8 protein-coding genes are annotated in these 13311 nt (G+C 73.3%); 3 read left to right on the top strand and 5 right to left on the bottom strand.

Annotated elements, in window-relative coordinates; genetic code table 11:
* The first annotated feature begins 42 nt into the window (after positions 1 to 42).
* Positions 43 to 1701, top strand: coding sequence for an NAD(P)/FAD-dependent oxidoreductase (locus HNP84_RS36445; protein WP_185054570.1), 1659 nt, complete (start codon positions 43 to 45; stop codon positions 1699 to 1701).
* A gap of 72 nt (positions 1702 to 1773) precedes the next feature.
* Positions 1774 to 3213 carry an ATP-binding protein gene (locus HNP84_RS36440; protein WP_185054569.1) on the top strand — a complete coding sequence of 480 codons (1440 nt, stop codon included), beginning with the start codon at positions 1774 to 1776 and terminating at the stop codon, positions 3211 to 3213.
* Here HNP84_RS36440 and HNP84_RS36435 read toward each other — a convergent pair whose 3' ends face one another.
* The 3 genes from HNP84_RS36435 to HNP84_RS36425 all read right to left on the bottom strand — a co-directional run bounded on the left by HNP84_RS36435 (position 3214) and on the right by HNP84_RS36425 (position 5995).
* Positions 3214 to 3972 carry a sulfite exporter TauE/SafE family protein gene (locus tag HNP84_RS36435; RefSeq protein WP_185054568.1) on the bottom strand — a complete coding sequence of 253 codons (759 nt, stop codon included), beginning with the start codon at positions 3970 to 3972 and terminating at the stop codon, positions 3214 to 3216. It abuts the gene before it with no gap.
* A gap of 194 nt (positions 3973 to 4166) precedes the next feature.
* A complete protein-coding gene (locus HNP84_RS36430; RefSeq protein ID WP_221337202.1) occupies positions 4167 to 5096 on the bottom strand; it encodes an SPFH domain-containing protein in 930 nt (309 codons plus the stop codon).
* 104 nt (positions 5097 to 5200) lie between these two features.
* Positions 5201 to 5995: an ABC transporter ATP-binding protein gene (locus HNP84_RS36425; RefSeq protein ID WP_185054566.1), complete on the bottom strand. Its 795-nt coding sequence runs from the start codon at positions 5993 to 5995 to the stop codon at positions 5201 to 5203.
* A gap of 66 nt (positions 5996 to 6061) precedes the next feature.
* Here HNP84_RS36425 and HNP84_RS36420 point away from each other — a divergent pair, with 66 nt between their 5' ends.
* Positions 6062 to 6922, top strand: coding sequence for an Rv1486c family protein (locus HNP84_RS36420; protein ID WP_185054565.1), 861 nt, complete (start codon positions 6062 to 6064; stop codon positions 6920 to 6922).
* Here HNP84_RS36420 and HNP84_RS36415 read toward each other — a convergent pair.
* Complete coding sequence (locus tag HNP84_RS36415; RefSeq protein WP_185054564.1) at positions 6915 to 9116, bottom strand: WD40 repeat domain-containing serine/threonine protein kinase; 2202 nt, start codon at positions 9114 to 9116, stop codon at positions 6915 to 6917. The two genes, HNP84_RS36420 and HNP84_RS36415, sit on opposite strands and share 8 nt — an antisense overlap.
* A gap of 112 nt (positions 9117 to 9228) precedes the next feature.
* On the bottom strand, positions 9229 to 13047 hold the full coding sequence (locus HNP84_RS57145; RefSeq protein ID WP_512700968.1) for a protein kinase domain-containing protein: 3819 nt from the start codon (positions 13045 to 13047) through the stop codon (positions 9229 to 9231).
* Positions 13048 to 13311: the final 264 nt, after the last annotated feature.

Genomic DNA, 13311 nt, shown 5'->3' with positions numbered 1-13311 from the left:
CGTTCGAGTGAGCATCCCCTGGCACATGCTTTGATGGGGGCTATGGCGAATCCGGCGATTCTGACCGTCGATGACGATCCTGCCGTCTCCCGGGCGGTCGCCCGTGACATCCGGCGTCGTTACGGCGACCGCTATCGCGTGGTCCGCGCCGACTCCGGCGCGACCGCCCTGGACGCGTTGAAGGAGCTCAAGCTGAGAGGCGAGCGGGTCGCCCTGATCCTCGCCGACTACCGGATGCCCGAGATGAACGGCATCCAGTTCCTCGAATCCGCGATGGACCTGTTCCCGCTGGCCCGGCGGGTGCTGCTGACCGCGTACGCCGACACCGAGGCGGCGATCGACGCGATCAACCTCGTGGACGTGGATCACTACCTGCTCAAGCCGTGGAACCCGCCGGAGGAGAAGCTCTACCCGGTCTGCGACGGCCTGCTGGACGCGTGGCTGTCCACGCCCGAGGCGGTCGCCAGCGACATCCGGGTGGTGGGGCACCGCTGGTCGGCCCCGTCGTTCAAGGTCCGCGACTTCCTGGCCCGCAACCTGGTGCCGTACCGCTGGCTGCTGGCCGACGAGCCCGAGGGCGCGCAACTGCTCACCGCGGCGGGGGCGTCCGCGCAGGACGTGCCGCTGGTCGTGACGACCGAGGGCAAGTCGCTGGTACGCCCGTCGGTGGAGGAGCTGGCGGCACACGTCGGCCTGACCACCACCCCGGCCGCCGACTTCTACGACCTGGTGGTGGTCGGCGCGGGCCCGGCCGGGCTGGGCGCGGCCGTGTACGGCGCGTCGGAGGGCCTGCGCACGGTCCTGATCGAGCAGCGCGCCACCGGCGGCCAGGCGGGCCAGAGCAGCCGGATCGAGAACTACCTGGGCTTCCCGGACGGCGTGTCGGGCGCGCAGCTCACCGACCGGGCCCGGCGGCAGGCGCTGCGGTTCGGCGCGGAGCTGCTCACCGCCCGCGAGGTGGTGGCGCTGGAGTCGGGCGGCACGACCCGGCTGCTGCGCTTCGGCGACGGCAGCACCATCGCCGCGCACACGGTCGTGCTGGCGACCGGGGTGTCGTACCGGAGGCTGGAGGCGCCGGGACTGGCCGAGCTGACCGGGCGCGGCGTGTTCTACGGCTCGGCCTCCACCGAGGCCCCGAGCTGCAAGGGCGAGGAGGTCTACATCGTCGGCGGCGCCAACTCCGCCGGCCAGGCCGCGGTGTACTTCTCCCGGTACGCCCGCCGCGTGCACATCCTGGTCCGCGGCGAGGGCCTGACCCAGTCCATGTCGAACTACCTGATCCAGCAGATCGAGGGCATCGAGAACATCGAGGTGCACCCGTTCACCGAGGTGGCCGCGGGCGAGGGCGGGGAGCACCTGGAGCGCCTGACGTTGCGCGACGCGCGTACGGGCGAGACCCGCACGGTGGAGACGTCCTGGCTGTTCGTGTTCATCGGCGCCGAGCCGCGCACCGAGTGGCTGGACCAGGTGCTGGCCCGCGACGAGAAGGGGTTCGTGCTGACCGGCCCCGACCTGCTGCGCGGCGGCAAGCGCCCGGCGGGCTGGCCGCTCCCCCGCGACCCGTACCACCTGGAGAGCAGCATGCCGGGCGTGTTCGCGGCGGGCGACGTGCGCGCCGACTCGGTCAAGCGGGTGGCCTCGGCCGTGGGCGAGGGCGCGATGGCGGTGTCGCTGATCCACCGCTACCTGGAGGCGCAGTGACCCCGGGCCGGGGAATTCCCGGGGGCGGTTCGCGGTTGACGTACAGCGCATCGAAAGGCGGCGAGGTCGAAGATGGCCGAGACGACGAGTGAGCGGCTCACCCCCGAGGAACTCCGCACGCTGTTCCTGTTCGAGTCGCTCACCGACGAGCAGCTCGCGGTGTTCGCCGACGCCGGCGTGGTCACCTACCGCCAGGCGGGTGAGGACGTCTACGCCGAGGGCGACCCGGCCACGTGTTTCTACGTCCTGCTGAGCGGCACGGTGGCGCTGAGCCGGACCTTCCGCGGCGACCGGGTCGAGGTGAGCCGCACCGACCAGCGCGGGGTCTACGCCGGCGCGACGCAGGCGTACCTGAACACGCCGGAGCAGCAGACCTACGCCAACTCGCTGCGCGCGATCACCGACGCGAAGCTGTTCGAGCTGCCCGCCGACCTGGTGGGCGCCTCGGTGCGCGAGTGGTTCCCGATGGCCATGCACCTGCTGGAGGGGCTGTTCGTCGGGATGCGCAGGACGCAGGTGGCGATCAGCGAGCGGGAGCGGCTGCTCGCGCTGGGCGCGCTGTCCGCGGGGCTCACGCACGAGCTGAACAACCCGGCGGCGGCGGCCGTGCGCGCCACGGCGGTGCTGCGCACCCGGGTGGCGGGCATGCGGCACAAGCTGGCCATGATCGCGGACGGCAGGCTGGACGGCAGCCAGCTCCACGACCTGGTGGAGCTGCAGGAGGCCGCGGTGAAGCGGGCCGCCTCCGCGCCGGAGCTGTCCCCGATGGAGACCTCCGACGCCGAGGACGCGATGGCCGACTGGCTGGAGGAGCACGACATCGCGGGCGCCTGGGACATCGCGCCGACGCTGGTGGCCGGGGGCCTGGACGTCGAGTGGATGGAGCAGATGACCTCCGCCTGCCGGGGCGAGAAGATGAACTCGGCGGTGGCGTGGCTGGCGTACACGCTGGAGACCGAGCAGTTGATGGGCGAGATCGAGGACGCCTCCAACCGGATCTCCAGCCTGGTCGCGGCGGCCAAGCAGTACTCCCAGCTCGACCGGGCGCCGTACCAGACCGTGGACGTGCACGACCTGCTGGTGGCGACGCTGACCATGATGGCGGGCAAGATCCCGCCGGGGGTGAAGAAGGTCAAGGAGTTCGACCGGTCGCTGCCCAAGATCCCGGCGTACGCCGCGGAGCTGAACCAGGTGTGGACCAACCTGCTCGACAACGCGCTCGGCGCGATGAAGGGCTCGGGCACGCTGACGATCCGCACCGGCAGCGACGACTCCGACCGGATCTGGGTGCAGATCGGCGACACCGGGCCCGGCATCCCCGAGGAGATCCGGCCGCGGATCTTCGAGCCGTTCTTCACCACCAAGCCGGTCGGTGAGGGCACCGGGCTCGGCCTGGACATCTCCTACCGGATCGTGGTGAACAAGCACCACGGCGACATCAAGGTGGAGTCGGTGCCGGGCGACACCCGGTTCACCGTCTACCTGCCCACCCACGTGCAGCCGTCGGAGTGACTACCACTCCGAGACGAGGTTGACGATCGCGACCACGCCGACCAGCACGATGAAGCCGCGCAGCACGGGCGCGGGCAGCTTGCGGCCGACCCGTGCGCCCAGGTAGCCGCCGATCATCGTGCCGGCGGCGACCGCGGCCACGGCCGGCCAGTCCACCGGGGCGACCAGGATGAACAGGATCGCGGCGGCGGTGTTGACCAGCAGCGAGAGCATGTTCTTGGCCGCGTTGACGCGCTGCAGCCCGTCGTCCAGGAAACTGCCGAGCAGGCCGATCAGCACCACGCCCTGGGCGGCGCCGAAGTAGCCGCCGTACACGCCGGCGGCCAGCACGCCCAGCCACAGCCACGGCCCGCCGTGCGGGTGGGCGAACTCGCGGCGCGCGGCCAGCCACTTGTTCAGCCTCGGCTGCACCACGACCAGCACGCAGGCCAGCCCGATCAGCACCGGCACGATCACCTCGAACGCGTCCTCGGGCAGCCGGAGCAGCAGCAGCCCGCCGGCCACCGCGCCGAGCACCGAGGCGACGCCGAGCCGGAGCAGGCGGCCCGCCTGGCCCTTCAGCTCGTTGCGGTAGCCGAGCACGCCGGTCACCCCGCCGGGCACCAGCCCGAGGTTGTTGGACACGTTCGCGACGATCGGCGGGTAGCCCAGAGCCAGCAGCGTCGGGAACGTGATCAGAGATCCCGACCCCACCACCGCGTTGATCCCTCCGGCTCCGATTCCGGCCGCGACCACCGCGGCCGCCTCCCACGGCGTCACTGCCCCACCCCTCGTACGGTCGTCCGCCGAAGGATATGGGGCGGCCCGTCCGGATGCGGACACCGGGTGCCCGGCTCACGCCCACGTCGCGTCCGCAACGGGCCGGGAGCACAACCCTCAGGCGCCGGTCCGGTGTCGGCGCCGGTCAGGTGTGCGCGCCCGTCAGTGCGGGAGCCGATGGGTGTGCGCGCCGGTCAGGTGTCGGTGCCGGTGCGGGGCTCCTGCGGCCGGGCGAACAGGTTCAGGCCCTCCAGCACCTTGCCCATCTCGGAGGGCACGATCCACACCTTGTTGGCGTCGCCCTTGGCGATCTCGGGGAGGGTCTGGAGGTACTGGTAGGCGAGCAGGCGCTCGTCGGGGCGTCCCTCGTGGATGGCCTGGAACACCATGGCGATGGCGTCGGCCTGGCCCTTGGCCCGCATCGCGTGCGCCTCGGCGTCGGCCTGGGCCTTCAGCACCACCGCCTCGGCCTCGCCGCCCGCCCGCAGCAGCGCGGCCTGCTTCTCGCCCTCGGCGCTGAGGATCGCGGCCTCCCGGCGGCCCTGGGCCTCCAGCACCGCGGCCTGCTTGTCGCGCTCGGCCCGCATCCGCCGCTCCATCGACTCCTGGATGGACGCGGGCGGCTCGATCGACTTCAGCTCGATCCGCTCGATCGCCACCCCCCACCGCTCGGTGGCGGTGGCCAGGCCGAGCCGCAGCTCCTCCTTGATCTCATCGCGCGAGGTCAGCGCGCGCTCCAGCTCCATCCGGCCGACCACGCCGCGCAGGGTGGTGGTGATGAGCTGCTCCACCGCCGACAGCACCCCCGCGACCTCGTACATCGCCGCCTTGGGGTCGGTGATGCGGTAGTGCACGACCGTGTCGATGGACACGACGAGGTTGTCGGCGGTGCTGACGGGCTGGGGCGGGAAGGAGACGACCTGCTCGCGCAGGTCGGTGAGGTCGCGGATGCGGTCGATGAACGGGACCACCACGTTGACCCCGGGGTTGAGCGTGCGGTGGTAACGGCCCAGCCGCTCGACGACGCCGGCGGTGGCCGGGGGCACCACCCGGATCGTGCGGGCGACCGTGAATCCGAGGAACGCCACGACGACGACGGCGGCGAGCACCTGTTCCCATGCCATTCCGGCCCCCATGTCGACTGCACTGCCGGTGGAACGTTGGCCGAAATGATATTTGGTTTTCCCTTTACCGGCCCGTCAACCCGGCAGAAGAGGGCGTATGGGGCTCAGTAGCCGTTGGCCCTGGCGTACCATCGCCCGTCGCCGCCCCGGTCGAGGGTGAGCTGCACCCCGAACGTCGCCGACAGGTTCTCGGCGGTCATCACGTAGTCGATCGGCCCCTGGGCCACCACCGAGCCGTGCCGCAGCAGCATGGCGTGGGTGAACCCGGCCGGGACCTCCTCGACGTGGTGGGTGACCAGCACCATCGTGGGCGCCTTCGGATCCTGGGCCAGCCCCGACAGGCGGCGGACCAGATCCTCGCGCCCGCCCAGGTCGAGCCCGGCGGCGGGCTCGTCGAGCAGCAGCAGCTCGGGGTCGGGCATCAGCGCGCGGGCGATCTGCACCCGCTTGCGCTCGCCCTCGGACAGCGTGTTGAACCGGCGCCGGATCAGGTGGGCGCAGCCGAGCTGGTCGATCAGCTCCACGGCCCGGGTCACGTCGTGGGAGTCGTACTCCTCGGTCCACCGGCCCAGCACGGCGTACGACGCGGTGAGGACCAGGTCGATCACCTTCTCCTCCGGCGGCACCCGCTCGGCCAGCGCCGAGCTGGCCAGGCCGATCCGCGTACGCAGTTCGAGCACGTCGGTGTGGCCGAGCCGCTCGCCGAGGATCTCGACGGTGCCCTCGGTGGGGTACAGCAACGCCCCCGCCACCTGGAGCAAGGTGGTCTTGCCCGCCCCGTTGGGCCCGATGACCACCCAGCGCTCGTCCGCCCCCACGGCCCAGTCGATGCCGCGCAGCAGCGCCGCACCGTCCCTGCGGACGGCGACATCCGCCAGTCGCAGCACCTGACCGCCCATCCCCGATCACTCCCTTACATCCGTCTGGCTAAAACCTATTGCAGGCTCAGCGCATATCGTGGTGCGGTGCACGTTGATTCACCGATATCGGCGACGCTCGTCTGCTGGGGAAACGCCTGGCTCACCGGCCACATCGGCCTCGACGAGGCGGTGGACCAGGTCGAGCGTACGGCCGGGCCCGGCCTGATCGCCGCACCCCTGCCGCACCTCCCCCCATCGGCCGCGCCGAACCCGGCGACCGGGCTCGGCGGGCTCTCCGGGGTCTCTGAGCGCTCCGGGCTCTCCGGGCTCGCCGGCCTCTCCGGTCCGTCCGGCGATGACCCGGGCGCGGACATCCCCCTGCGCCGGTTCCTGGCGGAGTTGCGGACGGCCGGGCTGAGCGCGCTGCGTCTGGCGCTTCCCGTCGCGGGCGACCCGCTCGGCCTCACAGGACCGCCCTCCTTCAACTCCGCGGCCATCGAGGCGGGCGAGGCCGCGATAGCCGTGTTGCCGGACACGTGTCTTGGTCTCGTGCCCGCGGTGGACCGGCGCGGCTCATCCTACGTCGGCATCCGGTGGACGGTTCTGCCGGCCGCCCCCGCCACGCCCGACCTGCCCTCGCTCGCCGAGGCCGAGCACGCGCTGAGCAGCGCGATGCGTTCGGCCACCGAGACGCTCAGCACCGTCGAGGGCCCGCGGCAGGCCCATCCGGGTTCGGCGCTGAAGACCGCCGAGGAGGCGCTGGCGCCCGGCTACCCCGCCCGCGCCCACCGGGTGGCGGTGCTGTCGGCGCGGCTCGCCTCCGCGCTGCGGCTGGCCGACGACCGCGGCCTCACCTCGGGCCAGATCACCGCCCGCGGCGACGCGCTGCGCGAGCTGGACCGCGCGGTGCGCCGGGCCCGCGTCGCCGCGCACCACGCGATCCTGCACGAGCCCGGGATCAGGTGAGCGAGCCGAACCGCCAGATGCGCAGGGCGTCGTCGCTCCCGGCCGAGACCAGCATCAGCCGCCCCTGCTCGTCCACGTGCGGCACCACGGCGGTCGCCGCGCCGTCGTGCGCCTCCTCGATCTTGCCGCGCAGCTTGCCGGTGGCCAGGTCCCAGGCGCGCAGGACACCGTCACCGCTCGCCGCGATCAGGGTCGGCCTGCCGTCCAGCTCGGCGCGCGCCAGGGCGTGCACGGTGCCCTTGGGGCCCGCGAGCGCGGGCCGGACCGAGCGGAGCCGGTCGGGGCGCCACAGCCGGATCGCCCGCTCCTGACCCGCCGAGATCACCACCGGCCGGCCGCCGATCTCGCCCGACGCCAGCGCCTCGACCGGCCGGGTGTGCGCGTGGTACGGCTTGCCGAACGGGCGGGCCCGCAGCGGGTCCCACGCGCGTACGGTCTCGTCCCGGCCGCCGGAGACCAGGATCGGCCGGCCGCTCGCCGTCTCGGCCGCCGCGAGCGCGGCGATGGCGCCCCGGTGCCCGCGCAGCGGCCTCCCGACCGGGCGGCGGGTCTTCAGGTCGAGCACCGTGATCCGGCGATCCGCGGTGGCCGCGGCCAGCAGGGTGCGCCGGCCCGCCTTCACCACCGCGAGCGCGGTCACCCCGCCCCCTTTGAGCCGGTACGCCCGCGCCGCCTGGCCGCCGTCGGCCAGGTCCCAGAACCGCAGCGTCCCGTCCCTGCCCCCGGAGACCGCCACCGGGGCGCCGCCGAGCGTCGTGACGGCCACGGCCTCCACGGCGCCCTTGTGGCCCTTGAGCGGCTTGCCGACCGGCTCGCCGGTCTCCAGCTCCCAGCGCCGCACCGCGCCGTCCGCGCCCGCCGTGACCACTATGGGCCGGCCGTCCACCTCGGCGGTGGCGAGGCCGCGCACGTCCGCCACCCGTACCGAGCGCACCCGGAAGCCGTAGCCGAGCCAGGACGTGCCCGTCGGCGGCGGCGCGCTCTCCTCCTCCACGGGCCGTTCCGAGGGCTCCGGCGTGGCGACGCCCGCCTGGTTGACGATCCCGACCGTGGGCACCGGACGCGGCCCGGACACCACCTGCGCGCCGCCCCCGAACACCAGCCACGCGGGCGTCCCGACGACCGCCGCCACCCCGATCCCGAGCAGCACCTTGCGTCCGGTACGCCGCCGCGGCGCCGCGACCGGCACCGGCACGGGCATCGGCGTCGGTTCCGGCATCGGCTCGGGCTCAGGCTCGGGCTCAGGCTCGGATCCCGCGCCCGCCTCCGGCTCGGCCTCGGGCTCAGGCTCAGATGCCGGTTCCGGCTCGGGTTCGGGCTCAGGCTCAGGTGCCGGTTCCGGCTCGGGTTCGAGCTCAGGCTCGGGCTCGGGCTCGGGTGGTGGGGACGCGGCGGCGAGGACGACGGGGCGGGCCGGGAGGGAGGTGAGGACCTCCGGCATCGTGGGGCGGGCGTCCGGGGCCTTGGCCAGGCAGCGGGTGAGGACCAGGCGCAGGTCCTCCCGTACGGCCGACAGATCGGGGGCCGCGGCGAAGACCCGGTTGAGCACGGCGGGCACGGAGTCGTCCTCGAACGGGCCGCGCCCGGTCGCCGCGAAGGCCATCGTGGCGGCCCAGCTGAACACGTCGGACGCCGGGCCGATCTCGTCGCCCGCGACCTGCTCCGGCGACATGTACTGCGGGGAGCCGATGACGGCGCTGAACATCGTGGTGGCGGCGTCGAGCGCGGCGGCGATGCCGGCGTCCAGCAGCCAGGGGCCGTCGCCGCCGAGCAGGATGTTGCCCGGCTTGACGTCGCGGTGCACCACGCCGGCCCCGTGCAGCGAGGCCAGGGCTTCGGCGGTGCCCTCGACCAGGTCCATCAGCCGGTCGCCGGACACGTTGACCGAGAGCGGGAAGCCGTGGGCGAGGGTGTGCACGACGTACGGGCGGCCGTCGTGGATGCCGGCGTCCAGCAGTCGCGGGGTGTGCGGGTGTTCGGCGTCGCGCAGGGGGTCGATCGCCGCCAGGAATCGCTCGGGGCCCTCGCCGGTGAGCCGGAACCGCGGGTGGAGCAGCTTGACCGCCACGGGCTCGTCGCCGGGGCCGTCGGCCGCGTAGATCACACCCTGGTCGCCCTCGCCCAGGCGGCCAGAGATCCGGTAACCACCGAGCGCATCGGGATCACCCGTCCCACTGGATGGGGCGAGCGGCATGCGCACCTCCTCCGGCAAGGCCGGGATCACGGGTATTCGCGGGTGTTCGCGGAGACCCGGGGTACTTGTGGGGGGTCCACGTAAGTTGTGGTGGGTCCACACAATACGCCGGTCAGCTTCCGGTGAAGGTCGTCTCCAGATTCCATATCTTGATTGACCTGTCCTTACCTCCGGAGACAACCACGGGCTTGTCGTCCACCTCGGTGATGGCCACGGTGTAGACACCGCCCTTGTGGGCTTTGACCGACTCTCCGACGGATTTGCGAGCTACCGGGTCCCATGCCCGGATCGTCCCGTCGGTGCTGCCGGAGACGAGCACCGGCGCGTCGTCCACCGTGCCGAGGCACAGGGTGTACACGTTGTCCTTGTGGCCGGTCAGCGACTTGCCGATCGACTTGCCGGTCTTGGGGTCCCAGATGCGGATCTTCTCGTCCTTGCCGCCGGAGATGGCCACGGTCCTGCCGTCCACCTCGCCCAGGGTGACCGAGAAGACCGGCTTGGTGTGGCCGGTGTAGCGCTTGCCGTACGCCTTGCGCTTGGCGACGTCCCAGACCCGCAGCGACTCGTCCTCACTGGCCGAGACCGCCACGACCCGGTCGCCGATCTTGCCCCAGGCGAGCCAGTTCACGTCCTTGCCGTGCGCCCGCACCGAGCCGATCTGGCGGCGCTTGCTCAGGTCCCAGAAGCGCAGCATCCCGTCGCCGTCGCCGGTGACGGCCACCGGCTTGCCCTTGACGTTCCCGGCCGCCACCGCGAACACCGCGATGGGGTGGTAGCCGAGAATCCGGTGCGTGCGCTTCTTGAGGTTCCACAGCCGCACGGTGTGGTCGTAGCCGCCGGTCACGGCGTACGGGGTGCCCTTGATCGTGATCGTGGAGACCGCGTAGATCTCGCCGCGGTGGCCGGTGAGGCGGTGCAGGAACTTGTGCTTGACCGGGTCCCACAGGCGCAGGCTGCCGTCCTGGCCGCCCGAGACGACCGTGTAGCGGTCGCCGATCGTGATCCCCGCCACCGACTGCACCGCCTTGCTGTGGCCCTTGAGCGACTTCCCGCTCTGCTCACCGAGCCCCACGCTGGCCACGACGGTCGCCACGCTGTCCCCCGGGGTCGGGGTGGGGGTGGGGGTGGAAGTCGGGGTGGCCGTGGGCGTCGGACTGGCCGTGACGGCGGGCGAGGTGGCCAGCGCCAGGTCCTGACTCGGCGGCGCCGAGGTGACCGTGACCGTCCCGCTGCCGCCGCCGTCGTCCAGCGCGCTGGGCACCACGATGAGCACGGTCGCGGCCAGCGCCACCGCCGCCACCATCACCCCGGTCACCACACCGCGCCGCCGCCCCCGCTCCTCGGACTCGCCCTCCTCCTCGGGAGGCACGGGCGGCGCCGGCGGGGCCTTGGGCACCGTCGCCCCCGGGGGAATCGGGGACGAGTACGGCACCGGGGGAGGCAGGACGGGCGTACTGGGGTCACTGGGCCCCGGAGGCTCGAACGCCCCCGGCGCCCCACTCCCGGGCGCGGGCGGATGCGGCAGACTCGGCGGCCGCTCCCCCAGGGGCGTACGCACGGTGGGGTCACCGGCGGACGGGGCCTGCTGCGGGAGGATGGAGGTGAAGGGCGGCGTCACGGCACCCTCCACAGAGGAACCCTGCGAAGGAAGAGAGGAACCCTGCGAAGGGGCAGAGGAACCCTGCGAAGCGCCGCCACCTGCGCCGGGCTTGCCCCGCTGGACCGGCACGATGACCACAGGCAGGACACCCGAAGCTTCCCCGGGCTCACCCGTTCCGGACGCGCCCGTTCCCGACGCACCTGTTCCCGGCTCACCCGTTCCGGACGCATCCGTTCGCGGCTCACCCGTTCCGGACGCACCCGTTCGCGGCTCACCCGTTCCCGACGCATCCGTTCGCGGCTCACCCGTTCCCGACGCATCCGGTCCCGGCCCGCCCGTTCCGGGCTCTCCCGTTCTGGGCTCTCCCGCGGAGTCCGCTCCGGGGACGCCGAAGCCCTTCGCCGCGACCGGCCCATCCCCCGCCCCCTGCTCGGGCACCGTGGCGGAACCCGAACCGAGGTCTGCCGACACACCCGCGCCACCTGCGGCCCCCGGAGCCGGGGCCGGAGTCGGGGCAGGGGCCCCGGTTGGGGCCGGGGTTGGGGTTGCGCCCAGGGCTGGCGTCGGAGCCGGGGCCGAGTCCGGGCCCGAGGTCGGGGCCGGGGTTGGGGCCGGGGTTGGACCCGAGGCGGGCAGCAGGCTCCAGGTCGCGGTGGTCAGGCTCTGGGCTTGACCCGAGACGGGGGTTGGGGCTTGACCAGAGGCCGGGGTTTGGGTCTGCCCCGGAACCGGGCTTGAGGTCTGACCCGAGACAGGGCTTGAGGTCTGACCCGAGGCCGGGGTCGAGGCCACACTCGGGGCCGGAAGCGGCCCCGGTGTCGGCGCGGCGGTCGGCCCCCCGGCCGGGACCGGCCCCGAAGCGGGCGCCGACCCCACAGCCGGAAGCGGCCCCCAAGCCGGGCCCGAGGCCGGGACTGAGGCCGGGCTTGAGGCGGGGGCTGAGGTCTGGCCCGAGCCCGCGCTTGGGCCCGCACCCGAGGCCGGAAGCGGCCCCGGTGTCGGCGTGGCGGTCGGGCCCCCGGTTGGGGCCGGGCCCGAAGCGGGCGCCGGGCCGGAGGCCGGAAGCGGGCCTGGGGTCGGGGTGGGACCGGAGGTGGGGGCGGGAACGGGCGTCGGGACAGGTCCGGCCGGTCCTGCGGCGGCGGCCGGTCGCTGGTCCGGGCCCGGTCGCGGATCGCGTGCCGGTTCGGAGGCGGGGGCCGCGGTGGGAGCGGGGCCCGGAACGGGCGGCGAGGCCGCGGCAGGACTCCATCCCGTGGCCGGAACCTGGCCCGCGCTGGGGACCGGGCCCGCAGTCGAAACCGGGCCCGCAGACGGGATCGGGCCCGCAGACGGAAGCCCGCCCACAGCCGAGACCGGGCCCGCAGACGGAAGGCCGCCCGTGGTCGGGACCGGGCCCGCAGGCGGAACCCCACCCGTGGTCGGGGGCTGGCCCGTGCTGGGGGTGGAGGTCACGGGGGGAGCCGCGACCGGGGTGGGGGATGACGTACCAGGGGTGGAGGCCGCACCTTCGTCCCGGGATGCGGGGTCCTGGGGTTCGGCTGGGGGGGCGTCCTGGGGTTCGGGGTGGACCAGGGGGGCTATGCCGGGGAGGGGGATGGCGTCGGAGGCCGGGTCCTGCTGCTCCAGGAGGGCGAAGAGGGTGTCGGCGGCGGTGGGGCGCTGGTCGGGGGACTTGTTCAGGCAGGCGGCGACGATGGGGCGCAGGCGGTCCGGGAGGGCGGACAGGTCGGGGTCGTCGTTGATGACGCGGTAGATGACCGCGGGGACGCTGTCGTGGCCGAAGGCGGGCCGGCCGGTGGCGGCGTACGTCATGGTCAGGGCCCAGCTGAACATGTCGGACGGGGGGCCGACGCGCTGGCCCGAGATCTGCTCCGGCGACATGTACGCCGGCGTGCCGACGACGCCGCTGGTCAGGGTCATGGCCGAGTCCAGGGCCCGGGAGATGCCGAAGTCGATGACTCGGGGGCCGTCGGAGCCGAGCAGGACGTTGCTGGGCTTGAAGTCGCGGTGCACGATGCCCGCGCGGTGGATGGCGGCCAGGGCGGTGACGGTGCCGACGGCCAGGCGGTGCAGTACGCCGCCCGTGCGCGGGCCCTCCTCGCGTACCACGCGGTGGAGGGAGACGCCGTCCACGTACTCGCTCACGATGTACGGCGACTCGCCGCTCAGGGACGCGTCGAGCACCTGGGCGGTGCAGAACTGGGCGACCCGGCGGGCGGCGTCGACCTCGCGCAGGAAGCGCTCCGCCTCGATCCCGTCGCCGTCCAGGCGGGCGCGGAGCAGCTTGATCGCCACCCGGGTGCCGTCGGGGCGGTCGGCTGCGTACACGACGCCCTGAGCACCCTCGCCCAAGCGCCCGGTGACGCGATAGTCACCGAGCGTCTGCGGATCCCCCTGCCGCAGCGGCTGAATGTCCGGCACGCCTTCCTCCCCGCCCCACCGCGACACGCCATGTCACACCGTGACCGAATAGCGCGCTCAAGTGACCAAAGATACGCGAGACCGACATATCTCGAAAGATTGCGGCCTTTGCCACTGATCGTTGTAGGTAATAATCATCTAGGCAACTCGGGGGTTCACCAAGAATCTTCG

The organism is Thermocatellispora tengchongensis (genome assembly GCF_014202315.1).
Lineage (GTDB): Bacteria > Actinomycetota > Actinomycetes > Streptosporangiales > Streptosporangiaceae > Thermocatellispora > Thermocatellispora tengchongensis.
Note: the sequence above shows the minus strand (reverse complement) of the source record. Positions and strands in the feature narration are given on the sequence as shown.

Bases quoted from the DNA above. Each gene is read 5' to 3' on its own strand.
- HNP84_RS36415 (WP_185054564.1), bottom strand. From the start codon at position 9,116: ATGCCGCTCGCCCCATCCAGTGGGACGGGTGATCCCGATGCGCTCGGT.
- HNP84_RS36430 (WP_221337202.1), bottom strand. From the start codon at position 5,096: ATGGCATGGGAACAGGTGCTCGCCGCCGTCGTCGTCGTGGCGTTCCTC.
- HNP84_RS36445 (WP_185054570.1), top strand. From the start codon at position 43: ATGGCGAATCCGGCGATTCTGACCGTCGATGACGATCCTGCCGTCTCC.
- HNP84_RS36440 (WP_185054569.1), top strand. From the start codon at position 1,774: ATGGCCGAGACGACGAGTGAGCGGCTCACCCCCGAGGAACTCCGCACG.
- HNP84_RS36425 (WP_185054566.1), bottom strand. From the start codon at position 5,995: ATGGGCGGTCAGGTGCTGCGACTGGCGGATGTCGCCGTCCGCAGGGAC.